Source organism: Mesorhizobium sp. M8A.F.Ca.ET.208.01.1.1 (assembly GCF_004791315.1).
Lineage (GTDB): Bacteria > Pseudomonadota > Alphaproteobacteria > Rhizobiales > Rhizobiaceae > Mesorhizobium.
The window spans coordinates 486,959-509,748 of the sequence record NZ_SRUT01000003.1 but is presented as its reverse complement, the minus strand read 5'-3'; the positions used below and the strand labels follow the sequence as shown (position 1 = coordinate 509,748).

The window sequence follows — 22,790 nt, the reverse complement described above, 5'->3', positions numbered from 1 at the left end:
TCGGTGACGCGGACGGCCAGCCTGTCGATCCGCTCAGCCTTCCGGCAGCGGAATGAATTCCTTCTCATCGCCAGGAACGATATCGAAGCGGCCGGTCTTCCATTCCTGCTTGGCCTGCTCGATGCGCTCCTTGGACGAGGAGACGAAATTCCACCAGATGTAGCGCTTCGAACCGAGTGAGGCGCCGCCGAACAGCATGAAATGCGCCCCGGTCAACGATGATATGACGATCTCGTCGCCGGGGCGGAACACCAGCAACCGTTCCGCCGGAAAGACGTCGCCCGAAATCGAGACTTCGCCCTCCAGCGTGTAGATGGCGCGCTCTTCCGCATCGGCCGGGATTTTGACACTGGCGCCGGGCGCCAGCCGCAAATCAGCGTAGAGCGTTTCGGAATCCGCCCGCACCGGAGACCGCAATCCCTGGAAATCACCGATGACGACGCGCCCGCTGACGCCTTCGGCATCGATTTCGGGAAGCCGAAGCGCCGCTGTGTTCTCGAACACCGGCGCAACCTCTTCCTTGCCGTCGGGCAATGCCAGCCAAGTCTGCAGGCCGGAGATGGACATCGGCGCGCCGCGCAATTCCTGCGGCGTGCGCTCGGAATGGACGATGCCGCGGCCCGCGGTCATCAGGTTCACGTCGCCGGGCTCGATCACCATTTCGGTGCCGAGCGAATCGCGGTGCCTGATCTTGCCGTCGAACAGATAGGTCACGGTCGACAGGCCGATATGCGGATGCGGACGGACATCGAGCGCCTGGCCGGCGCGCAGGATCGCGGGACCCATGCGGTCGAAAAAGATGAACGGCCCGACCAGGCGCCGCTTGGCGGTCGGCAAGGCGCGGCGCACTTCGAAGCCGCCAATATCCTTGGCGTTCGGGATGACCATCAGCTCGATCTGGTCGCTGGCGAAGGCATCGCCGGCCTCAGGGTCTTTCCCCGGGAAGAAGCTCATGAACTCTCCTGGTCAGCGCTCGGTGGCTGCCTCGGCCGCATCAGGCAAAGCGGATCGCGGCCTTTGCTCTTAGTTTGGCCGCCACCTCTTCGCGATTGCGCGGATGCTGGTGGGTTTCGAGGGAATCAAGCAATTCGCGTGCGGATGCCGCGATGGCTTCGACCGCATGATCGAACGCATGCTGGTTCTGTTTCGACGGCCGCGTCGTTCCGCTCAGCTTGCGGACAAACTGGAGTGCCGCGTCGCGGACTTCGTCATTGGTTGCCGGCGGATCAAAATTGAACAGGGTCTTGATGTTTCTGCACATCGTTTCCAAACCTCCTCTGGTCCGTTTCAATCGGGACGAACTGTATCCTCAATCATGATCGTGTCCAAAAATCGGTAAGGCTGCTCGGAGCCTTAGTCCGCGTCGAGCGGCTCGGTTCCAACCGGCTTGCCATCGCGCGACAGCCTGATCTTCTCGACCTTGTCTTCGGCTGCCTTCAGCAACCGGTCGCAATGCGCCTTCAGCGCCTCGCCACGCTCGTAGATCCGGATCGACTGGTCGAGCGGCACGTCGCCACGCTCGAGATCATCGACGATCTTCTCCAGCGCGTCGAGTGCCTGTTCGAAGCTCATCGCCTTGACGTCTTCATTGATCTCACCGCTCATCATTCATCCTTTCATCAGTCGCCCGACATGGGCGGCGACCGAAAATGCCAATCCCTGCAGATCGTAGCCACCCTCGAGTAGGCTGACGAGCCGGTTGCCGCCGTGGCGTGCGGCGCGCTGCATCAACTGGCCGGTCGCCCAGTCGAAATCGTCCTCGGTCAGATTGATCTCGGCCAGCGGGTCGCGGTGGTGCGCGTCGAAGCCGGCCGAAATGATGATCAGGTCGGGGGCGAAATTGTCGAGCGATGGCAGCACGCGCGACAGGAAGGCATCGCGAAACACCTCGCTGCCGGTCTGTGGCGCCAGCGGCGCGTTGACGATGTTGCCGGCACCGGTCTCGTTCTTCGCCCCGGTGCCTGGGTACAACGGCATCTGGTGCGTCGAGCAATAGAGCACCGACGGATCGTCCCAGAAAATATCCTGCGTGCCGTTGCCGTGATGCACGTCCCAGTCGACGACGGCGACACGCTCGGCGCCGTGCCTCTTCTGCGCGTAGCGGGCAGCGATCGCCGCCGTGTTGAAGAAGCAGAAGCCCATTGCGGTGGTCTTTTCGGCATGGTGGCCGGGCGGACGGGCGGCGACGAAGACATTGTCGGCGCGGCCCGCAAAGACGTCGTCGACGGCGGCGTTGGCGGCGCCGATCGCCGTGATCGCGGCCTGCCAGCTCTTCGGGCTGGCGGTGGTGTCGGCGTCGATGTGGGCAATGCCTTCGTGGGGGATGGCGGCGCGGACACGCGCGACGAAATCGGCGGGATGCGCATAGAGGATCGTCGCCTCGTCGCCTTGCGGTGCCTCGACGCGGTCGAGCGCGGCAAAAGCTTCGTCGTCGAGCACGCGCTCGATGGCGCGCAGGCGGTCGGGCCGCTCGGGGTGACCCGGCGGGGTGATGTGTTCGAGAAAGACGGGGTGCGTGTAGAGACGGGTAGCCATCTCCCCTATCTAGTGCCCCGGCGCCGTAATGGCCATGCATGGCGGCTTGATCGCTGGGGAAAATCACGCCTGCGTTGGCGTCGCTGCGGGGATTGGCGACGCCGGGGCTTCGGCGTAAGGTGACCGACACTGCCTGGTGCCTGCCGGTCTGTTTGTTTTAGCCGCATTCTGCGACGCCAAATGATTTCACTTGGCTGCAAATGCTCCGGCGGGAGAATCGGGAACACGGTTGAATTCCGTGGCGTGCCCAACGCTGTAAGGGGGACCGCGCCGGTAAATGCCACTGTCGATGACGGGAAGGCACCGGACGCGGGTTGATCCCGAGCCAGAAGACCGGCCTGGCAGGCATCGTCATCCGCATGGTCAGGCGGATGACATCAGAGCGATGTGGGTCCTCTTGGACGCGCAAAGTTCGCTCTGAGAATTTGAACTGCTGCAATCGCAAGGGGACAAGCGATGCCGGAAGCCATGACCGCTCCAATGGGCGATGGATTTGATCAGATAGCGCGTGACGCGGTTTATCGCGCCATGTTCACGCGGCGCGATGTCCGCAGCCATTTTACATCGGAGGCGATCGACGATGCAGTGCTGGCGCGGCTGCTGCTTGCCGCCCACCACGCGCCATCGGTCGGCTTCATGCAACCCTGGAATTTCATCGTCATCCGCGATGCCGCGCGACGGGCGAAGGTGCGCGACCTGTTCCTTGCCGCGCGCGAGCAAGAACTGCCGGCAATCGAGGCAGACCGGCAGGCGCTCTACCGCAACCTCAAGCTCGAAGGCATTTGCGAAAGCGCATTCAACATCTGTATCACCTGCGACCGCGAGCGCTCGAAAGGCTCGCCGCTGGGGCGCTGGCACAACCCGGAAATGGATCTCTACAGCACGGTCTGCGCGGTGCAGAATTTCTGGCTGGCCGCGCGCGCTGAAGGCATTGGCGTCGGCTGGGTCAGCATCATCGAGGCGCAAGCGCTGAACAGCCTGCTGTCTATCCCCGATCACGTGACGCCGATCGCCTATCTCTGCGTCGGTCGTGTCTCGGAGTTCGCGCCGAAACCGGACCTCGAAACGCATGGCTGGGGCCGACGCCTGCCGCTGCCCGACCTGATCATGAGCGAGACGTTTTGCGGCCAGGGTGAGGCACCGCTCAAATCGGCGGTGGCGCGCCTCGACACCGTCGCAGGTGCGCCCGCCAGCCCCGCCGATCAGCGCGTCGCGCCGGCCATGTCCCAGCGCGAGCCGCCGAAGGTGGAGAGCGCCTTGTCCTTGAGTTCCCGGAACTTCGACGAGGCTTCGGCCAGCCTGGCGTCCCAGGCGGCATCGGGCACCTGGCCCTCGATGGTCTTGAAATAGACCTGCATCAGGCAGGCAATGGCGAATGGCTCGATGAAGGCCGCCTTGAAAGCCCAGGCAAAGACGATGGCGAGCACGAAAGCCCAGCCGGCGAGTTGCCCGGGCATGACATAAAGAATGGCGGCTGCCGGAGCCAGCATCAGCAGGAAAATCACGAAAGACACGCCCCACATGATGACCGCCAGCCAGACGGCGTTCTTGACCATGGTCTTGCCGTTCTGGGCGTAGAGCACCACGCCTTGCCGCGCCGTCTCGAAGGGCGAGGACGAATTGATGCGGATATTGTAACCGAGAATGATCTCGTCGACATAGGTCAGCGACAGGCGGATCACCGTGTTGAGGAACGAGACCAGGCCGCTCAGGCCCGGAATGGGCAGGAAGGCCGCGATGCCGCCCAGCAGGCCGGTGATGGCGCGGATGGCGCCCTTGACCAACTGGTCGACGACGAAAAGGATGTTCGCCTCGGCAAAGCGCTCGGTCACAACCTCTTTCGCGTAGGCGATCTGGTTCTGGCCGTCGGGAACGTCATGTCCGTCGATCAGATGCACCATGACGGCGATATGGCCTGCCTTGACGACGTAGAGGATGTATTCGCGCAGCCAATAGACAGCGATCGAGACGACGCCGAATCCGACCACGCCGCCCCAAAGGGCAAAGGACAACGGTCCGTCGGGATCGGTGGAGATATGGCCGACGCCATAGCCGACCGAGGCACCGGTGCCGGTGGCCATGATGTAGGCCAGTGTGATGCCGAAATAGACGATCATGCGAAAGACAATGAAAGGCCAGGTCCGCATCATGATGGACACCGACCTGCCGATATCGAAATCCCACATGCCCCGAATCCCCCAGAGGTGGCTGTGGAGGATGCGCCCAAACCGGCTATTGTCAATTGCGGGCGGTGGCGGAAGCGCCACGGCGGCTCAGTTTGGCCGTGCTTCCGGTTTCTCGAGCAGGCCTTCGAGCAATTGCTTGAACGCGGCCACAACCTTCCTCGACGTCGCTTCGGGATCGTTCGAGTTGGCGATCCGCTGTGCGGCCTGACTGCTCGCACCGTTGATCAACCGCGCCGCCGTTTCGGGATCGACGCCCGGCACCACCATCCCCTCCTGTTGCAGCGCCGTCAGATGATCGGTCATTGAACCGACGCAGGCATTGGCATTCGACCATTGCGCCGGATCGCCCAGCACGGCCGGGCCATCCCGGAACATGATGCGCTGGATTTCCGGCTCCAGCGCCATTTCGATGTAGGTCGTGCATTCGTCGACGAAATGCTGCCAGCGGGTCGGCGCCCTCGACGCGACCTCATTCACCCGGGCGGCCATTTCCGCGTCGATCTCGGCGATAACCGCCTGCAGCAGCCCCTTCTTGTCGCCGAAATGATGATAGAGGGCACCGCGTGTCAGCCCGGCCGACGCGGTGAAATCGTCCATCGACGCTTCGGCGTAGCCAATGGTGCCGAAAGCCTGGCGGGCCGCCGTGATCAGCTTGGCTCGCGTCTCGGCAATCATCTCCTTGCGGGGTTTGTGCATGGTTCTGGACCTATTCACATACGCCTCGTATGCCAATTGACATACGCTACGTATGAACTATCTGACATTCATACGCATCGTATGTAATTGTCGCTTCATCCTTTGTCGAGGAACCCGCCATGCAAAACCCCTATTCGGAAATCTTTCGCGCCCCCGGAGCCAAAGGCTTTGCGGCCGCCGGCTTCCTGGCGCGCCTGCCGATCGCCATGGCACCGATCGGCATCGTGGCGATGCTGTCTCAGACGCGTGGCGAATACTGGCTGGCCGGCGCGGTCTCGGCGACTTTTGCGCTGGGCAACGCTTTCGTGGCGCCGCAAATATCAAGGCTGGTGGACCGTCTGGGCCAGACACGCATCGTGGTCCCCACCACCATCATCACCGTGATCGCCTTCGCGGTTCTCATCGTGGCAGCCAATCAGGATTGGCCGGTCTGGACGCTGTTCGTCTCGGCACTGGCGGCCGCGGCCATGCCGAGCATGCCGGCAATGGTGCGCGCCCGCTGGACCGAGATTTTCAGAGGACGGCCGCAGATGAATACCGCCTTCGCCTTCGAATCGGCGGCGGACGAGCTGGTCTATATTGCCGGCGCCTCGCTGTCGGTGGGACTCAGTGCGGGCCTCTTTCCTGAAGCCGGCGTCCTGGTCAGCACCGTGCTGCTGGCCATCGGTTCAACGGCTTTCATCCTGCAGCGCTCGACCGAACCGCAGGTGCGGCCGGTGGACCGTGCCACGAGCGGCTCGGCAATAAGGCTGCGGCCGGTGCAGATCATCACCCTTGCCTTGATTTTCATCGGCGCGACCTTCGCGACGACGGAAGTGAGCACGGTGGCCATCACTGGGGAATTCGGCCAGCCGGGCGCCGCCAGCCTTGTCATCGGCGTCTATGCGCTGGGATCGTTCGTGCTCGGCATCATCGTCGGCGCCCTCAACCTGCAAGCACCGCTGCAACGCCAGTTGGCAATCGCGGTCGCCCTTGTCGCGCTTGGCACGCTTTTGCCGCTCACCGCCGGTACGGTGCCGCTGCTGGCGCTGACCGTGTTCATCAGCGGCGTGGCGATCTCGCCGACCTTCATCACCGCCTTCGGCCTGATCGAACGGCATGTGCCGGAAGCGATGCTGACCGAAGGCATCACCTGGGTGATGACCGGCATCGGCATCGGTATGGCGCTCGGTTCCTTCGCCGCCGGCGCGGTGGTGGATGCGTTCGGCGCCCAGAACGGGTTCTGGGTTTCGGTTGCATCAGGCGTTATCGCATTGGTTACGGTGCTGCTCGGCCAGCGCAGCCTCGCCACCCACGAATGCGAGTTGGAAGGATGCGAGGCGGCAATCCCTGCCGAATGACCGCCAGGGTTTGTTGAGCTCAGATAATCTCGGTTTTGGCGATATGAATGCCAAAGCCTTCGAGGCCGACATAGTGGCGCTCGCGTGAGGCGATCAGGTTGATCGAGGAAATGCCGAGATCCTTCAGGATCTGGGCGCCAAGCCCGATCTCGCGCCATTCGCTCTCGCGCCGGCGCGCCTCTTCATGGTCCTCGCGGTCGCCCGACATCGGCCGATTGCGCTCCTGGTGGGCGACGCCGACCGAGCCCTCTCTGAGATAGACGATGACGCCGCGCTTGCGTTCGCCCATCGCCTTCATGATGGCGTCGAGCCGGTGGCTGGTGCCGAACACATCGGTCACCACGTCCTCCGAATGCAGCCGCACCGGCACGTCCTCCCCGTCGCGGATGTCGCCGAAGACGATGGCGACGTGATGCATCGTGTCCCAGGGCAGCGTGTAGGTGAAGACCTGCGCCTTGCCGCCCAGCGTTTCGATGTCGGAGCAGGCGACGCGCTCGACCAGCGTTTCCTTGCGTTGCCGGTAAGCGATCAGATCGGCGACCGAAACCTGCTTCAGGCCGTGTTCCTCCGCGAAAGCCTGTACCTGCGGGCCGCGCTTGACGGTGCCATCGTCGTTGACCAGTTCCGAGATGACGCCGATTGGCGGCAGGCCAGCGAGCTTGCACAGATCCACGGCCGCCTCGGTATGGCCCGAGCGCATCAAGACGCCGCCTTCACGCGCGATGAGCGGGAAGATGTGGCCGGGGCGGACGAAATCCGAAGCGCCGACATTGCCGTTGGCAAGATTGCGCACGGTCAGCGTGCGGTCGTCGGCTGAAATGCCTGTCGTCGTGCCGTGCTTGAAGTCGACGCTGACGGTGAAGGCGGTGGTGTGGGCCGAATCATTGTCGGCGACCATCGGCGCGAGGTTCAGCCGCTTGGCTTCTTCGCGCGGCATCGGCGTGCAGACGATGCCCGACGTGTTGCGCACGATGAAGGCCATCTTCTCCGGCGTGCAGTGGACGGCGGCGACGATCAGGTCGCCCTCGTTCTCACGCCCATCATCGTCCATGACGACGACGATCTCGCCGCGTTCGAAAGCCCGGATGGCTTCGACGATCTTCTTCTGGTCGTAAGGCATGGAAATGCTCGCTTCGCTCGGAGGAAATAGGCAGTCGGGAAAGGAAACTTTGGCTCTTTCGGGCGGGCAGACTGGCCTAATGCCTAATCCCTACCGCCTATTCCCTTTCCTGTCTGTCCTCGGTGCCGCAGATAGTGGTCGGCGATGGCGCAGGCAACCATGGCCTCGCCGATCGGCACGGCTCGGATGCCGACGCAGGGGTCGTGGCGACCCTTGGTCATCACCTCCACGTCGTTGCCGTCCTTGTCGATGGATTTGCGCGGCGTCAGGATCGACGAGGTCGGCTTGACGGCAAAGCGCGCGACGATCGCCTGCCCGGTGGAGATGCCGCCGAGGATGCCGCCGGCATTGTTGGAGAGGAAGACCGGCTTGCCGTCATTGCCCATGCGCATCTCGTCGGCATTCTGTTCACCGGTGATGCGGGCGGCCTCGAAACCATTGCCGATCTCGACGCCCTTGACGGCGTTGATCGACATCAGGCCGGAGGCAATGTCCTGGTCGAGCTTGGCGTAGATCGGCGCGCCGAGGCCAGGAGGCACACCGTCGGCGACGATCTCGATCACCGCGCCGACCGAGGAGCCGGCCTTGCGGATGCCGTCGAGGTACTGCGTGAAGACGGGCACGGAAGCCGGATCCGGGGTGAAGAACGGGTTCTCGGCATCGCCGATGAAATTCCAGTTCCAGTTGGCGCGATCGATCGACTTTTCGCCCATCGACACCAACGCACCGCGCACCACCATGCCCGGCACCACCTTGCGGGCGAGCGCGCCGGCGGCGACCCTGGCCGCCGTCTCGCGCGCCGAGGAGCGGCCGCCGCCGCGATAGTCGCGTATGCCGTATTTGACTTCGTAGGTGTAGTCGGCATGGCCCGGCCGGAACTGGCGGGCGATCTCGCCATAGTCCTTCGAGCGCTGGTCGACATTCTCGATCAGCATCGACACCGGCGTGCCGGTGGTGATCATCGTCGTGCCGTCCTCGTCGAGGACGAAGCCCGAGAGGATCTTCACTTCGTCCGGTTCGCGGCGCTGCGTGACGAAGCGCGACTGGCCCGGCCGGCGCTTGTCGAGCTCGGCCTGGATTTCATCGCGCGTGAAACGGATACCCGGCGGACAGCCGTCGACCACGCAGCCGAGCGCCGCGCCATGGCTCTCGCCCCAGGTGGTGACGCGGAAAAGATGGCCAAACGTGTTGTGAGACATGGAAATGCGCCCTGCCCGGCATCAAAACCGGCTGAAGCCAGCCTTCTATTGGCGTTTTCCACAGTGGTCAAACTGTCATCCCCGCCGTTTAAGTTTTGACACATTCGGCTGGTTTCTGCTTTCTTCCATTCGCCGTTGAGGACCCGCCGCCACCCAGGCCGGCGCAATGACCAAAGAGGACGATAATGCGTACCCTGATTGGCGCTGTTGCCGCCACGCTGTTGCTTTCCACCGCCGCCTTTGCCGGCCAGACCGAAGGCCTGATCAAGAAGGTCGACAAGGATGCGCTGACCCTGACGCTGGACGACGGCAAATCCTACAAGCTGAATGCCGAGACCGATCTCGACGCGCTGAAGCCGGGCATGGACATCGTCATCGCTTTCGATGTGACCGACGGCGAAAACGTCGTCACCGACATGCAGTTGCCGGGAGACGGCGACACGAACTAAAGCGCGTCGCGACGCGCTTTAGTTCTTTGTTTTTATGCATGTCGTCTTCCCCAAAACCGAGGTCACTTTTGGGCGACATGCATTAGCAATAGGCCGTCATCAGGCGCCCTAAAGCCATTCCAGGCTCCGGCCTTCAAGTTTGAGCACGCGATCCTGCGGTATCTCCAGGTTCGCGGCTTCGTCCTCGGGCATATCAAGCACGAAGCGAAACAGGGTGCGCGTGACGCCGCCATGCGTGACACAAATCGTCTCGCGGTCGATCTCGTCGAACCATGGCTTCACCCGCTCGAGCAGCATCTGGTAGCTCTCGGCACCGTCGCCCGGCGGCTGAAAATTCCATTTGTCGCGAGCACGCGTCATGCTTGCCCCGGGAGACCGCGTCTCGAGCTCGGCAAAAGTAAAACTCTGCCAATCGCCGAAATTGACTTCAATGAGCCTGATATCGGTTCGGTAGGCGAGCGGATCGAGCTTCATGGCGGCGCGGATGCGTTCCATCGTCTCGCGCGTGCGTCTCATCGGACTGGCGACGAAGTCGAATTCCTGGGGATCACCGACGAGTTCGGCCAGCCGATGCCCGTTTCCAGTCGCCTGCTCGCGGCCGAGAGCATTGAGATCGGTGTCGGCCTGTCCCTGAAGCCGGAACTCGGCGTTCCACGCGGTCTGGCCGTGGCGCACGATATAAACCAGCGGGTACATCAGCTCTTCCGGAGATCGGGCCAGGGCCTGGACGCAGGACAGGCGGAGAGAACTAGTCCTTGACCGTCGAAATATCCGGCGCGTCGACCGCCTTCATGCCGACGACGTGATAGCCGGAATCGACATGGTGCACCTCGCCGGTGACGCCACGCGACAGGTCGGACAGGAAATAGACGCCGGAATCGCCGACTTCTTCCTGCGTGACCGTCTGTTTCAGTGGCGAATTGTATTCGTTCCACTTCAGGATGTAGCGGAAATCGCCGATGCCGGAGGCGGCAAGCGTCTTGATCGGGCCGGCGGAAATCGCGTTGACGCGGATTTTCTTGGCGCCAAGATCAACGGCGAGGTAACGCACGCTGGCCTCGAGCGCCGCCTTGGCGACGCCCATGACGTTATAGTGCGGCATCACCTTCTCGGCGCCGTAATAGGTCAGCGTCAGCAGCGAACCGCCCTCGGTCATCAGCGCTTCGGCGCGCTTGGCGATGGTGGTGAAGGAATAGACCGAAATGTCCATGGTGCGCAGGAAATTGTCGCGCGTCGTCTCGACATAGCGGCCGGTCAGTTCGTCCTTGTCGGAAAAAGCGATGGCGTGGACGAGGAAGTCGAGCTTGCCCCAATGCTTGGCGACATTGGCGAAAACCTCGTCCAAACTCGCGGGATCGGTGACGTCGCAATGACCGGCGACAAAGGCGCCCAACTCCGCCGCCAGCGGCTCGACTCGTTTCTTGAAGGCTTCGCCCTGATAGGTCAGTGCGATCTCTGCGCCGTGATCGACGCAGGCCTTGGCAATGCCATAGGCGATCGACCTGTTGTTGGCGACGCCAAGAATAAGGCCGCGCTTGCCGGCCATTAGGCCCTGTCCACCCGCCATGTCAGCGCTCTCCGCAAGGTTTCTGCTTTGTGGAGTGCCTATCGCACAGGCACACAGCCCCTTCAAGCGTTCAAACCAGACAGTTCGGGGGACAAAAGCTCTCGATCAGCCCTTTTGGCCGCGCAACAGCGATTCGAGCGCGCTGTCGCCGCCTTCCGGCAGCATGATGCGCACATGGACATAGAGATCGCCATGGCCGCCGGCTTTCTCGGGCAGGCCCCTGCCCTTGAGCCGCAGGACCTTGTCCGAGCTCGACCAGGCGGGAACATTGACCGCCAGTCTGCCGGTCGGCGTCTCGACCGGCACCTTGGCGCCCAGCACCGCATCGGCCAACGTCACCGGCAGATCAGCATGGAGGTCGCGGCCCTCGATGCGGTAGCGCGGGTGGCGACGGATGTGAATCTTGACCAGCGCGTCGCCGGGCTGGCCCGGCCCCTGCTCACCCTGGCCCTTCAAACGGATGGTTTGGCCATCCTCGACATAGGCCGGCAGCTTAACCGCGACCTTGCGGCCGTCCGGAAACACCGCCGTCACCTTTTCGGCGTTCGCGGCTTCCTCGATGGTAATGTCGAGCGTGACGTTCAAATCGGCCGATGTCGCCGGCTGGCGGCGGTCGCCACCGCTTGGCCCGCGCGCGCCAGAAAAGGCATCGCCGAAAATCTGGCTGAAGATGTCGCTGTTGCCGTCGAACGGATCGCCACCCGGACGGCCCGAGCGGAACTCGAATCGCGAGCCGCCGGCGCCCTGTTGCTGGCGGCGAAACCCGGCAAAGGGGTCGCCGCCACCGGCCGCGCCTTCAAAACCCTGGAAACGCGGCTTGCCATCGGCGTCGATCTCGCCACGATCGAAAGCGGCGCGGTTCTTCTCGTCGCCGATGACCTCGTAGGCCTGATTGGCCGCGGCAAAACGGTCCTTCGCCTTGGGATCATTCGGATTTTGGTCCGGATGATGCTTCTTGGCGAGTTTCCGATACGCCGATTTTATGTCCTTGGCCGATGCGTTCTTTGCAACGCCCAGGACCTCATAGGGGTCGCGCATGCTTCCTGCCCTGGAAAAGGAGTTGAGTCCATACTTGCCCCCTATATGCGCTCGCATAGGAAGAAATTCCAGTAGCAGTGCGTCATATCAAAGGTGGAAAATCAGAGCGCCTTGAAGCCCTGCATGCGCCAGCCGCCGGCACTGGCAAGACAGAGTTCGCCCTCGAACATGGCAACGCCGTCAAAGCTCTCGCGCGAAGCCTTGAAGCGGCGGCACGTCATGCCGCTGTCCCTCAATTCCGCCAGCTCCGTGATGGAGCCGCGCGAGCCGGTGCCGGCATTCGCCCAGGGCACTGCCTGGCCACCGAGTTGCTCGATGTCGGCGGACGATACCGCATTGCCGATCGTCGTCTGGTCGGAGTCGCGATCCGTATCAGCAGGCTTGGCCGAAGCCGATGTGCTTGAGGTCAGGATCGAGCGGTCGACTTCGGCTTTCTCCAGGCTGAAGCCTCCCGCGCCGCAGCCAGCAAGCGGCAGGACGATTGACACGATCGCAACTTTCGCGCTGGCAGAAGCGATAACGCCCCATTGCCTGCTGTCAAAAGCTTGCGCGATACGCGACAATCGGCAACCTCCCTGATTTCGTGACAATTTGAGAAAAACTATGAGTGATGCAGAGTTAACAAGCAGTGACTTTACCGAGGCCGCCGAGCCGTTTCGCCTTTTTGCCGCATGGCTGGACGACGCCACCAAGAGCGAAATCAACGACGCCAACGGCGTGGCGCTGGCGACCGTCGATGCCGAGGGCATGCCGGACGTACGGATGGTGCTGCTCAAGGGGTTCGATGAAAGCGGCTTTGTGTTCTACACGAATTTCGAGAGCGCCAAGGGCCAGGAGATTCTAGGCAGCATGAAGGCGGCGATGTGTTTCCATTGGAAATCGCTGCGCCGGCAAGTGCGCGTGCGCGGTCCGGTCGAGATCGTCAACAATGCCGAGGCCGACGCCTATTATGCGACGCGCCCGCGCGGCAGCCGCATCGGCGCCTGGGCCTCGAAGCAATCGCGACCGCTGGAAAGCCGCTTCGCGCTGGAAAAGGCGGTCGCCGAATACACGGCGCGTTATGCCATCGGCGATATCCCGCGACCGAAACATTGGTCGGGCTTCCGCATCGTACCGAAGACCATCGAATTCTGGCACGACAGGCCGTTCCGGCTGCATGACCGAGTGGTCTTCTCGCGCGACGCCGATGGTGGCTGGAGCAAGACGAGGCTGTATCCCTGAAAGGGTAAGGTTCAGCCCTTTTTCCTGGTCATGAATGCCGTGAGGGCGGCGCGCGCCTCGTCGGATTTCAGCCGCTCACGGAAATGCTCGCTCTCTACCCCGATGCGGGCGACGAGGTCGTCGCGTGAGCCACGCATCAGGTCGCGCGCGATCCTCAGTGCCTGCGGCGGCTTGGCCGCGATCTGGCCAGCCGCCGCCAGCACCGAAGCCTCCAGCCCGCCTTCCTCGACGACCTCGTAGATCAGCCCGGCGGCCTTCGCCCGCTCGGCCGAAAAGCCCTCGCCGAGGCCGAGCAGCGCAAACGCAGCTTGCTGGCCGAGGATGCGCGGCGCCAAAAGGCTCGATCCGGCCTCGGGCACGAGGCCGAGATCGACGAAGGGCGTGCGGAACACGGTGCGTGGCGTGGCGAAGGTCAGGTCGCAATGCAGGTTGATCGTGGTGCCGATGCCGACCGCGATGCCGTCGACGCCCGAGACCATCGGTTTCTCGACCCGCGCCAGCGCCATCAGGAAATCCCAGACCTCCGTGCCACCATCGCCGCCAGTGGCCACCACCATGAAGTCGCCAAGGTCGTTGCCGGAGGAGAAGGCGCCGGGCACGCCGAGAAAGACATGGACGCGGATCGCCGGATCGGCGTCGCCTTCGGCAAGGGCCGCCGACATCGTCGCATACATGGCGCGCGTCAGCGCGTTCTTCTTGTCGGGGCGGTTCATGCGGATGATCTGGATCGCGCCCTGGCGCTCGACGAGAATGTGGTCTGTCACGATTGTATCCTCAGTGAATGTCAGGCGGAAATCAGCGCCTTGCCGGCAGCGGCAAGGCTGTCGCCGCCGTCGATGACGCGGTCTTTCAACGCGCCGGCCTCGCCGATAAGATTCTCGGCGAAGAAGCGGCACAGCGCGATGCGGCCCTGATCGGCAAGAGCGCCGCGCGCCAGATAGGCGCCGCCGGCGGCGAGCGAGATCAGCCGCAGATACGGCGTGGCGCCAGCCAGCGCCTTGTCCGTCTGACCATCGGCCGCCAGTTTTTGCAGGAAGCGGGTCGCTTGCGTCAGATCGCCAAGGGCCGCACCCAGAAGATCGGCGGTTCGGCCGAAGCCTTGCAGGTTGGAGGTGCGCACTGCATTGGCGATACCAGCCAGTTCGTCGATAAAGCGATGCACGTGCTCGCCGCCGCCGAGCGGCAGCTTGCGCATCACCAGATCGATCGCCTGGATGCCGTTGGTGCCCTCATAGATCGGCGCGATGCGGGCGTCGCGGTAGAGAGCCGCCGCACCCGTTTCCTCGATGAAGCCCATGCCGCCATGCACCTGGACGCCGAGCGAGGCAACCTCGACGCCGACATCGGTGGAAAAAGCTTTGGCCAGCGGCGTCAAGAGATTGGCACGGTCACGCCAATGCGCCGCCTCGTCACCCGACGATACGCGCGCGAGATCGATGGCGTGGGCGCAACTGTAGCTGATGGCGCGGGCGATCTGCGTCAGCGCCTTCATCGTCAGGAGATTGCGTTGCACGTCCGGGTGGTGAACGATCGGCGCCATGCCGGCACCAGCGTAATCCGCCGCCTTACCCTGACGCCGTTCATTGGCGTAGGCGATCGCTTTCTGGGTCGCGGCTTCCGCGACCGCGACACCCTGCATGCCGACGGCCAGGCGGGCATTGTTCATCATGGTGAACATGCAGGCGAGGCCCTTGTTCTCCTCGCCGATCAGCCAGCCGATGGCGCCTGGCTTGGCGCCTTGAAAGCCGTCGCCATAGATCATGGTGCAGGTCGGCGAGGCGTGGATGCCGAGCTTGTGCTCGAGGCCGGAACAGAAGACGTCGTTGCGCGCTCCGATCGACCCATCGTCGCCGATCAGGAATTTCGGCACCAGGAACAGCGAGATGCCGCGTGTTCCGGCGGGCGCATCGGGCAGCCGCGCCAGCACCAGATGGACGATGTTGTCGGTGAAATCGTGCTCGCCATAGGTGATGAAAATCTTCTGGCCGAAGATGCGGTAGGTGCCGTCGCCGGCCGGCTCGGCGCGGGCGCGGAGCGCGGCGAGGTCGGAGCCCGCCTGCGGCTCGGTCAGGTTCATCGTGCCCATCCACTCGCCGGAGACGAGCTTTGCGAGGTATTTCGCCTTGAGGTCCTCGGAAGCGTGCTTGTCCAGCGCTTCGACCGCGCCCATGGTCAGCGTCGGGCCGATGCCGAACGCCATGGCGGCCGAATTCCACATTTCGAGCGCGGCGACGCCGAGCATCGTCGGCAGCGCCTGCCCGCCATACTCTTCCGGCCCGGAGAGCGCGTTCCAGCCGCCGTCGGTCCAGCGGCGATAGAGTTCTTTCCAGCCCGTCGGGGTGGTGACGACCGCGTCCTTCAGCACGGCACCTTGTTCGTCGCCGATCTTGTAAAGCGGGGCCACCTCCTCGGTGGCGAAACGGCCAGCCTCGCCAAGGACGGCATCGACCAGATCCTCGCCGAGATCGCCGAACGCGCCGGCATCGATGGCCGATTTCATGCCGGCCACATGCTTCAGGGTGAACGCGATATCCTCGACCGGTGCCCGATACATGCCGCTCGATCCTCCTGATGCATCGGCCTCGCCGACCCTAGAGCGAGTGCCACCGCAAAACCATCCGCCTTTGGGCGGTCTCCCATCTTCTTTTTACGTAAACGTCAAATTTTGTCACGCGGATTTTGCAATCGGGCCGGCCTGTACTAAATTCGACCGATGCCGGATCAAATCGACCGGCGAAAAAACCAGCCGACCGAAACATTTTATGCTTGCCAGACCTGACGCCTATCGCTGTATCGAATGCGGCTTGCCCTACCGGGCAGCCGGGTTTTCCTACTATCACGGCGAACTGGCAAACGGCGCCGCCTACTGGTCGGATCGCGGCATATTGTGCTCGCCGCGATGCTCGCTTGCCCATCACCGCAAGCGCGCTGCCGAGGGCACGCTGCGGGAGGAGCCGGCGCCAGAGCCGTTTGAATTTCCGCCAGTCGGCCGGCAGTGACCACAGCGCTTGATATGTACGGTCAAAACCCGTACATATTGCGTCAGAGGTGATCGCGATGCCAAACCAGCAAACCCGCACTGCCCGTATCGAGGCTCGTATTTCGCCAGATATGCTCAGCGTGGTGAAGCGTGCCGCCGAAATTCAGGGCCGCAGCGTCAGTGACTTCGTGGTTGCTGCCGCGCAGGAGGCCGCACAACGCACCATCGAGGAGACCGCCATCATCCGCCTGTCCATCGAGGATCAGCGCACTCTGGTCGAGGCCATTCTCAATCCACCCGAACCCAATGAAGCACTGCGCAAAGCCGCCGACGCCTACAAGCGAGTTGTCGTCGAATCCCGGTGAGTCTGGACTTGATCATCGAGCCGCTGGGTGCGTCGCATACTCGTAAGGGATTCAGCTGCGGTGTACCAGCACTGGACCACTATCTTCGCGAGCAGGCGAGCCAGGACGTCAAACGCCGAGTCAGCAATTGCTTGGTCGCCGCAGACCGTGATGTCGGTCTCATTGCCGGATATTACACTCTTGCAGCAGCAAGTGTGCCCATCGCCTCTCTGCCAGAAGACCTGACGAAACGCCTGCCGCGCTATCCAGTCCTGCCCGCCATATTGATTGGAAGGTTGGCTGTCGGCACCCGATATCAGGGACAACGTGTTGGATCGACATTGATCGTGGATGCGCTCCGGCGCTGCGCCCAGGCTGCTCCCGCCTCTTTCGCGCTGATCGTCGACGCCAAGGACGACAAAGCCGCCGCTTTTTATCTCAAGCATGGTTTCACGCCGTTTCAAGGTCGCCCGTTGTCGATGTTCCTGTCAGTAGCGACGGCGTTGAAGCTGTTCGTCTGACGCACCGCATCGTCTCGAGAAGCATTTCCTTAACCATAGCGGTTCAGCATTCGCCTTTGATCAACGGGGATTCCCTGTTTTGAAAAGGACGGCGCGCTTCCTTCGCCGCACGGCGCTTCTCGCTTTCGCGGCAGCAATGGCGCTGTCGCCCGCGGCAAAGGCTTCGGATTTCTCCGAGCCGTGGAAGAACGCCGACCGCGCCCTGGTCATCGACGCCTACGAATATAATTCCATCGACTGGGCCCAGCTTGCCACCGACAAGCGCATCGTCGCCTTCATCAACAAGGCGTCCGACGGCATGCCGCCACCCTATTTCTGTTCCGGCGGCGACACTGAGGTGAAGCTCTGCAAGACGCTATGGAAGCGCCACGCGGTGACGCGCGAGCTGTTCCAGACACGCAGGGTCGTGGCCAAGGCGCTCGGCATGAAGTGGGGCGCCTATCACCTCGCCCGCCCCGGCAATCCAGTCGAGCAGGCCAACAATTTCCTCGATTTCGCCGACCCCGCGCCGGATGATCTCATGGCCCTCGACATCGAGGGCATCGATCCCACGCAATGGATGTCGCTCGACGACGCCGAGGAGTTCGTGCGCCAGGTGCACCGGCGCATCGGCCGCTTCCCAGTGCTCTACACCAACGGCAAGACCGCCCAGTACATCGCCGACAACCGCTACAAATACCGGCTCTTGTCGCGGCTGCCGCTTTGGTACGCGCGCTACAAACCTGACATCGAAGTGCATTTTCCGATGGGCAACTGGCAGGGCTATGCGCTCTGGCAGTTCTCGGCGCAGGCCAATTGCGGCCGCTTCCGCTGCCCTTATCGGGTCGCCGGCACGCCGAACGATATCGACGTCAACGTGGTGCCGACGAATGCCGCCGCGCTGCGCCAGCAATGGCCATTCGGCGGACTGCTCGACGTGCCTTCCGATTATCTTGCCAGCGTGCCGGTGCCGCTCTCGCGGGAAGCCGCACTGGCCGGCAAGGCCACCATCATTTATGCCGACGTTGCGACGCCGCCGACTGTCGAGGAAATGGTCGCTGTGCTCGGTTCGCGCTGGTCGAAATTCCGCGACGGGTTTCGCATGCCTGTCGTGAAGACGGTGCCGCCACGGCCGGGCTTCGGCATCGTCCAGTATGTCGCCTGGAAGCGGGCCGGGCAGCGCTCGCCCGCACAACTCGACGCCGCCTTCGCTGCGGCCGATCCGCTCAGCACCGCTTCGACCGAACTCGATCGCAGCCAGCGGTAGCCGTCGCCCACCGGTCGGAGCTTCAGCCCGCCTTCTCGCGCGCCACGGCCTGCCAGCCGATGTCGCGGCGACAGAATCCGTCCGGCCAATCGATGCGGTCGAGCGCGGCATAGGCCCGCGCCTGCGCCTCGCCAACCGTGGCTCCGGTCGCCGTGACGTTGAGGACGCGGCCGCCATTGGCGACGAGCGCACCGCCATTGATGGCGGTGCCGGCATGGAAAATCTGGACGCCTTCGCCCGCGGCGTCCTCGACGCCGCGAATGACGGAGCCTTTTTCCGGCGTGCCGGGATAACCCCTCGCCGCCATCACCACGGTCAGCGCCGCCTCGTCGCGCCAACGCACCGAGGTATGCGCGAGCTGGCCGTCGACGGCGGCATTGAGCAGGACCAGCAGGTCATCCCTGAGCCGCATCATCAGCACCTGGCATTCCGGATCGCCGAAGCGGGTGTTGTATTCGATCAGCTTCGGCCCGTTTTGCGTGATCATCAGCCCGGCGAACAGAATGCCGGCGAAAGGCGCGCCAAGCTCGGCCATGCCGCGCATGGTCGGCTCGATGATTTCGCGCATAGTGCGCTCGATCATGTCAGGCGTCATTACAGGGGCCGGCGAATAGGCGCCCATGCCGCCGGTGTTGGGCCCGACATCGCCATCACCGACGCGCTTGTGGTCCTGGGCCGTGCCGAAAGGAAGTGCCGTGGTGCCGTCGCAGAGGCAGAAGAAACTCGCCTCCTCGCCGGTCATGAATTCCTCGATCACCACCTCCGCGCCGGCGGCGCCGAAGGAGCCGTCGAAGCAGGAAGCGAGTGCCGCCTGCGCCTCATCCATTGTCATGGCGACGGTGACGCCTTTGCCGGCGGCGAGCCCATCGGCCTTGATGACGATCGGCGCGCCTGTCTTTTCGAGGTAGGCCTTGGCGGAGGCCAGATCGCCGAAACGGCCATAGGCGGCGGTCGGGATGTTGTACCGGGCGCAGAGATCCTTGGTGAAGCCCTTCGAGCCTTCCAGCCGCGCGGCGGCCTTCGAAGGCCCGAAGACGCGGATGTTTTCGGCGCGCAGATCATCGGCGATGCCGGCGACGAGCGGCCCTTCCGGGCCAACCACGACGAGGTCGATTTTTTTCTCCCGGCAGAAGGCGGCGACGGCGGCGTGGTCGGCAATATCCAACTTCACCAGCTCGGCCTCGGCGCCGATGCCCGGATTGCCTGGAGCGGCATAGAGCTTGGTCAGCAGCGGCGAGGCGGCGATCTTCCAGGCCAGTGCATGTTCGCGGCCGCCGGAGCCGAGAAGAAGAACGTTCATGGCCACCTCTTGATGCCAACTATCCCATAGAGAGAACAACCCGCTATTGCTCTCTGGACGACGGGTCAAGGCATCAGGGTGGATTGATCGGAATTGCGCACGGGAACGTTATCCCCCTGCGCAATAGGGGCGCCCGCCACCGGCGCCCCTATTCCGGCACTCGCTCAGCCCTGGTGGACCACCGGGAACCAGTCCTCGCGCAGCTTCTGCCCCGGCTGCATGCCATGGCCATGATAGGGTGGCGAGGTTCGGCCGGGCCGCTCGACATAATGGGCATCGTCGCCGACCCAGCGCAGCGACAGCGCCCGGCGCCGTGCCGCTGTCATATTGCCGCGCGCGCCGTGCGCCGTCCTGAAGTCGAACAGGATGGCGTCGCCGGGCTCCATCTCCCATTCGATAACTTTCATCGATGGATCCTGGTCGGGATCCGGCACCGGACGATAATCGCCCTCGGCGGCATAGAAATTGCCGTCGTCCAACCAACGTACCGGCAGGATCATCTTGTCCCATTTGTGCGAGCCGGCGATCAGGCGCAGCGTCGCCTCCTTCACCGGATCGATGGGGATCCAGAAGCTCACGGTCTGCTGGCCATCGACAAAATAATAAGGAATGTCCTGGTGCCACGGCGTCGGTTTCTGCGTACCGGGTTCCTTGACCAGGACATGGTCGTGGAAGAACTGCGCCGTGCGCGACTGCATCACCGCGGCTGCCAGTCGCGCCGCCGGCGATTCGCGCACCACCTTGACGAATTCGGGGATGCGTTCCCAGTTGCAGTAATCGTCGAAGAAACTGCCGCGGCCATTGGCGATGTCGGACGCGGTGGCGCTGCGGTTCTGCATGTTGCGCTCGATGCCGGCGGCGATCGTGTCGACCCAGCCCTTGAAGGCGCCGCGGATGCAGACCGCGCCGTCACGTTGGTAGTCGGCGATTGTCCGGGCATCGATGATTTCGGTGTCCGTTGCCCGTGTAGCGGTTTGGGAAGCCATAATGTCCTCCTTTCAGGATGGAGGCGACTATCGCAATGGCCGCTCATTCAGTAAAATAATAACTTCTCATCTGACACATAGGTTTTGACTATGAGTCTCACCCTCACGCAACTCCGCTATCTCATCGCCGTCGCCCGCCATGGCAGTGTCACCGGCGCGGCCCGGGCGCTCAACGTTTCGCAGCCGTCTATTTCGGTGGCCATCGACGCCATCGAAAAGGATTTCGGCCAGAAACTGTTCGTGCGCCAGCGGGGAAGCGGTGTTTCGCTGACCTCCTTCGGCCGTATCGTGGTGGCGAAGGCCAGACAGGTTCTTGCCGAGACAGACGAACTCCTGGGCCTGGGGAAGGCCAACTCGGCGGTCGGCGGCGAACTGGTGCTCGGCTGCTTCGAGGATCTGGCGCCCTTTTTCGCGCCGGGCCTCATCCGCGCCTTCTCCGAACGCCATCCAGCGGTCGCGGTCATCGTCCGCGACGAGACGTTCGAGACGCTCGGGCGGCGCCTGGCGGACGCGGCCGTCGATCTCGGCCTCAGCTATGATCTCGGCCTGCCGTCGCATTTCGCCCGCATCCTGATGCACGAGCTGCGGCCGCATGCGCTGTTGCCGGCGGGCCATGCGCTGGCCGAGCGTTCCGAGGTCAGCCTTGCGGATCTGGCCGCCTACCCGCTGATCACAACCGACCAGCCGCATAGCTGGCAGCATATGCTCGACCTGTTCCGCGGCCGTGGCCTGTCGCCCGTCGCCGACATGCGCACAAGCTCGTTCGAACTCCAGCGCAGCATGGTGGCCAACGGCTTCGGCGTCGCGGTCAGCTATACCCGCCCGCATGGCGACCACAGCTATGACGGCTTGCGTCTGGTGTGCAAACCGCTGTCGGATCCGCTGCCCATGCAGCGCATCATTCTCACCCACGATACGCAGCAGCGCGTGTCGAACGCGGCGCTGGCTTTCATCGAGGTGGCGAAAGTCTGGTTTTCCACACGCGATATCTTCACCTCCTGACGGATGGTTGGGCGCTCCCTGCCTGCTTGCCGCTTGACGGGTTCCGCCGCTGCTGCCACTCCATGCCAATGGAACCTGTCCAGTCGAAAGCGTCCCAGGGCCGCGTCGCCGATGCGCCGAACGGCCATTGGGTCTACCGCGTGCTGCCGCGCGCGATCTGGCCCTATGCCCAGCTTGCGCGATGGGACAGGCCGATCGGCTGGCAGTTGCTGTTGTGGCCATGCTGGTGGTCGGCCGCGCTGGCGGCGAGCGCCTATCCCCGGCCTGGCGACCCGCTGCTTTCGCTGCTGCCGGCGCCCTTGTATCTCGTACTGTTCCTGATTGGCGCCATCGCCATGCGTGGCGCCGGCTGCACCTATAACGACATTGTCGACGAGGACATCGACAACCAGGTCGAACGCACACGCTCGCGCCCGCTGCCGTCCGGCCAGACCACGCGCCGGCGAGCCTGGCTGTTTCTTGTGCTGCAGGCCCTGGTCGGCCTGGCGGTTCTCCTGCAGTTCAACAGCTTTGCCGTCCTGCTCGGCGTCTGCTCGCTGGTGATCGTCGCCGTCTATCCATTCATGAAGCGGATAACCAACTGGCCGCAACTGTTTCTCGGCTTTGCCTTTTCCTGGGGCGCGCTGATGGGATGGGCGGTCGAGTTCGGTGATCTCGATGGCCCCGCCATCATGCTGTATATCGGTTCGATCCTGTGGGTGATCGGCTACGACACGATCTACGCGCACCAGGACAAGGAAGACGACGCCATTGTCGGCGTGCGTTCGACGGCACGGCTGTTCGGCGACAACACCAAGGCGTGGCTCGCGGGGCTTTATGGCGGCATGCTAATCTGCTTCGCCGTCGCCTTCGCCTCGGCGCAGGCCCCGGTGGTGGCGCTGGCGGGACTGATCGCCGCCGGTGCGCATCTTGCCCGGCAGATCGCGGTGCTGCATATCGACGATCCGGACCAGTGCCTGCGGCTGTTCCGGTCGAACAACCAGGTCGGCTGGCTGATCTTCCTCGGCCTGATCGGTGGCGCGCTGTGGGTGGCGCTGAAGCCGCTGGTGTAGCGGCTTTT

The 22,790-nt window shown here is 63.5% G+C and carries 25 protein-coding genes, 1 pseudogene and 1 riboswitch; of the genes and pseudogenes, 10 read left to right on the top strand and 16 right to left on the bottom strand.

Going from position 1 to position 22,790, the window contains the following annotated elements; translation table 11 throughout:
- Positions 1-33: 33 nt before the first annotated feature.
- From EN851_RS19165 to EN851_RS19150, 4 genes are all read right to left on the bottom strand, one after another.
- Positions 34-954, bottom strand: a complete 921-nt coding sequence (locus EN851_RS19165; protein WP_135865319.1) for a pirin family protein — start codon at positions 952-954, stop codon at positions 34-36.
- A gap of 40 nt (positions 955-994) precedes the next feature.
- Complete coding sequence (locus EN851_RS19160; RefSeq protein ID WP_027035955.1) at positions 995-1,261, bottom strand: DUF2277 domain-containing protein; 267 nt, start codon at positions 1,259-1,261, stop codon at positions 995-997.
- A gap of 92 nt (positions 1,262-1,353) precedes the next feature.
- Positions 1,354-1,605, bottom strand: a complete 252-nt coding sequence (locus EN851_RS19155; protein WP_127280686.1) for an exodeoxyribonuclease VII small subunit — start codon at positions 1,603-1,605, stop codon at positions 1,354-1,356.
- Between the two features lie 3 nt (positions 1,606-1,608).
- Positions 1,609-2,535 (bottom strand): histone deacetylase family protein, encoded by a 927-nt coding sequence (locus EN851_RS19150; RefSeq protein WP_135929840.1) that lies wholly within the window; start codon positions 2,533-2,535, stop codon positions 1,609-1,611.
- A gap of 174 nt (positions 2,536-2,709) precedes the next feature.
- Positions 2,710-2,892, top strand: a riboswitch (cobalamin riboswitch).
- Between the two features lie 99 nt (positions 2,893-2,991).
- Between EN851_RS19150 and bluB the strand changes: the two are divergent.
- A pseudogene (bluB, locus tag EN851_RS37220) lies at positions 2,992-3,570 on the top strand (5,6-dimethylbenzimidazole synthase); the annotation flags it as partial.
- Between the two features lie 167 nt (positions 3,571-3,737).
- Here the strand turns inward: bluB and EN851_RS19140 are convergent.
- Together EN851_RS19140 and EN851_RS19135 are read right to left on the bottom strand one after the other, a co-directional pair.
- On the bottom strand, positions 3,738-4,721 hold the full coding sequence (locus tag EN851_RS19140; protein WP_245520773.1) for a hypothetical protein: 984 nt from the start codon (positions 4,719-4,721) through the stop codon (positions 3,738-3,740).
- A gap of 87 nt (positions 4,722-4,808) precedes the next feature.
- Positions 4,809-5,417 (bottom strand): TetR/AcrR family transcriptional regulator, encoded by a 609-nt coding sequence (locus EN851_RS19135; RefSeq protein WP_135929838.1) that lies wholly within the window; start codon positions 5,415-5,417, stop codon positions 4,809-4,811.
- Positions 5,418-5,536: 119 nt separating this feature from the next.
- Between EN851_RS19135 and EN851_RS19130 the strand changes: the two genes are divergently transcribed.
- Positions 5,537-6,757 (top strand): MFS transporter, encoded by a 1,221-nt coding sequence (locus EN851_RS19130; protein WP_135929837.1) that lies wholly within the window; start codon positions 5,537-5,539, stop codon positions 6,755-6,757.
- 19 nt (positions 6,758-6,776) lie between these two features.
- On the opposite strand, the gene ribB is transcribed toward EN851_RS19130, so the two are convergent.
- On the bottom strand, positions 6,777-7,877 hold the full coding sequence (gene ribB / locus EN851_RS19125; RefSeq protein WP_135929836.1) for a 3,4-dihydroxy-2-butanone-4-phosphate synthase: 1,101 nt from the start codon (positions 7,875-7,877) through the stop codon (positions 6,777-6,779).
- A gap of 83 nt (positions 7,878-7,960) precedes the next feature.
- On the bottom strand, positions 7,961-9,076 hold the full coding sequence (aroC, locus tag EN851_RS19120) for a chorismate synthase (protein WP_135929835.1): 1,116 nt from the start codon (positions 9,074-9,076) through the stop codon (positions 7,961-7,963).
- A 185-nt stretch (positions 9,077-9,261) separates the two neighbouring features.
- On the opposite strand from aroC, the gene EN851_RS19115 reads away from it, so the two are divergent.
- Complete coding sequence (locus EN851_RS19115) at positions 9,262-9,525, top strand: DUF1344 domain-containing protein (RefSeq protein ID WP_135881533.1); 264 nt, start codon at positions 9,262-9,264, stop codon at positions 9,523-9,525.
- Positions 9,526-9,633: 108 nt separating this feature from the next.
- Here EN851_RS19115 and EN851_RS19110 read toward each other — a convergent pair whose 3' ends face one another.
- The 4 genes from EN851_RS19110 to EN851_RS19095 form a co-directional block, all read right to left on the bottom strand.
- Entirely contained in the window at positions 9,634-10,221 is a 588-nt protein-coding gene (locus EN851_RS19110; protein WP_135929834.1) for a histidine phosphatase family protein, read from the bottom strand.
- Positions 10,222-10,273: 52 nt separating this feature from the next.
- A complete protein-coding gene (gene fabI, locus EN851_RS19105; protein WP_015318818.1) occupies positions 10,274-11,092 on the bottom strand; it encodes an enoyl-ACP reductase FabI in 819 nt (272 codons plus the stop codon).
- Positions 11,093-11,197: 105 nt separating this feature from the next.
- Positions 11,198-12,130 (bottom strand): J domain-containing protein, encoded by a 933-nt coding sequence (locus EN851_RS19100; protein WP_135929833.1) that lies wholly within the window; start codon positions 12,128-12,130, stop codon positions 11,198-11,200.
- A 101-nt stretch (positions 12,131-12,231) separates the two neighbouring features.
- Entirely contained in the window at positions 12,232-12,693 is a 462-nt protein-coding gene (locus EN851_RS19095; RefSeq protein ID WP_135929832.1) for an RT0821/Lpp0805 family surface protein, read from the bottom strand.
- A 40-nt stretch (positions 12,694-12,733) separates the two neighbouring features.
- On the opposite strand from EN851_RS19095, the gene pdxH reads away from it, so the two are divergent.
- Positions 12,734-13,351 carry a pyridoxamine 5'-phosphate oxidase gene (pdxH, locus tag EN851_RS19090; protein ID WP_135929831.1) on the top strand — a complete coding sequence of 206 codons (618 nt, stop codon included), beginning with the start codon at positions 12,734-12,736 and terminating at the stop codon, positions 13,349-13,351.
- 11 nt (positions 13,352-13,362) lie between these two features.
- Here the strand turns inward: pdxH and EN851_RS19085 are convergent, their stop codons facing one another.
- Both EN851_RS19085 and EN851_RS19080 read right to left on the bottom strand, forming a co-directional pair.
- Positions 13,363-14,115, bottom strand: coding sequence for a crotonase/enoyl-CoA hydratase family protein (locus EN851_RS19085; RefSeq protein WP_135929830.1), 753 nt, complete (start codon positions 14,113-14,115; stop codon positions 13,363-13,365).
- A 20-nt stretch (positions 14,116-14,135) separates the two neighbouring features.
- Positions 14,136-15,905 carry an acyl-CoA dehydrogenase gene (locus EN851_RS19080; protein ID WP_135929829.1) on the bottom strand — a complete coding sequence of 590 codons (1,770 nt, stop codon included), beginning with the start codon at positions 15,903-15,905 and terminating at the stop codon, positions 14,136-14,138.
- Between the two features lie 208 nt (positions 15,906-16,113).
- On the opposite strand from EN851_RS19080, the gene EN851_RS19075 reads away from it, so the two are divergent.
- The 4 genes from EN851_RS19075 to EN851_RS19060 all read left to right on the top strand — a co-directional run bounded on the left by EN851_RS19075 (position 16,114) and on the right by EN851_RS19060 (position 18,442).
- Positions 16,114-16,350 carry a hypothetical protein gene (locus tag EN851_RS19075; RefSeq protein ID WP_135929828.1) on the top strand — a complete coding sequence of 79 codons (237 nt, stop codon included), beginning with the start codon at positions 16,114-16,116 and terminating at the stop codon, positions 16,348-16,350.
- Between the two features lie 58 nt (positions 16,351-16,408).
- Complete coding sequence (locus EN851_RS19070; RefSeq protein WP_135929827.1) at positions 16,409-16,696, top strand: DUF1778 domain-containing protein; 288 nt, start codon at positions 16,409-16,411, stop codon at positions 16,694-16,696.
- Positions 16,697-16,704: 8 nt separating this feature from the next.
- A complete protein-coding gene (locus EN851_RS19065; RefSeq protein ID WP_245520772.1) occupies positions 16,705-17,196 on the top strand; it encodes a GNAT family N-acetyltransferase in 492 nt (163 codons plus the stop codon).
- Between the two features lie 136 nt (positions 17,197-17,332).
- A complete protein-coding gene (locus EN851_RS19060) occupies positions 17,333-18,442 on the top strand; it encodes a glycoside hydrolase family 25 protein (protein ID WP_127278161.1) in 1,110 nt (369 codons plus the stop codon).
- A gap of 22 nt (positions 18,443-18,464) precedes the next feature.
- Here the strand turns inward: EN851_RS19060 and purD are convergent, their stop codons facing one another.
- Together purD and EN851_RS19050 are read right to left on the bottom strand one after the other, a co-directional pair.
- On the bottom strand, positions 18,465-19,742 hold the full coding sequence (gene purD / locus EN851_RS19055; protein WP_135929825.1) for a phosphoribosylamine--glycine ligase: 1,278 nt from the start codon (positions 19,740-19,742) through the stop codon (positions 18,465-18,467).
- A gap of 164 nt (positions 19,743-19,906) precedes the next feature.
- Entirely contained in the window at positions 19,907-20,728 is an 822-nt protein-coding gene (locus EN851_RS19050; protein ID WP_127278157.1) for a phytanoyl-CoA dioxygenase family protein, read from the bottom strand.
- 90 nt (positions 20,729-20,818) lie between these two features.
- Between EN851_RS19050 and EN851_RS19045 the strand changes: the two genes are divergently transcribed.
- Entirely contained in the window at positions 20,819-21,730 is a 912-nt protein-coding gene (locus tag EN851_RS19045) for a LysR family transcriptional regulator (RefSeq protein WP_135929824.1), read from the top strand.
- Between the two features lie 68 nt (positions 21,731-21,798).
- Positions 21,799-22,782 carry a 4-hydroxybenzoate octaprenyltransferase gene (ubiA, locus tag EN851_RS19040; protein ID WP_189343699.1) on the top strand — a complete coding sequence of 328 codons (984 nt, stop codon included), beginning with the start codon at positions 21,799-21,801 and terminating at the stop codon, positions 22,780-22,782.
- Positions 22,783-22,790: the final 8 nt, after the last annotated feature.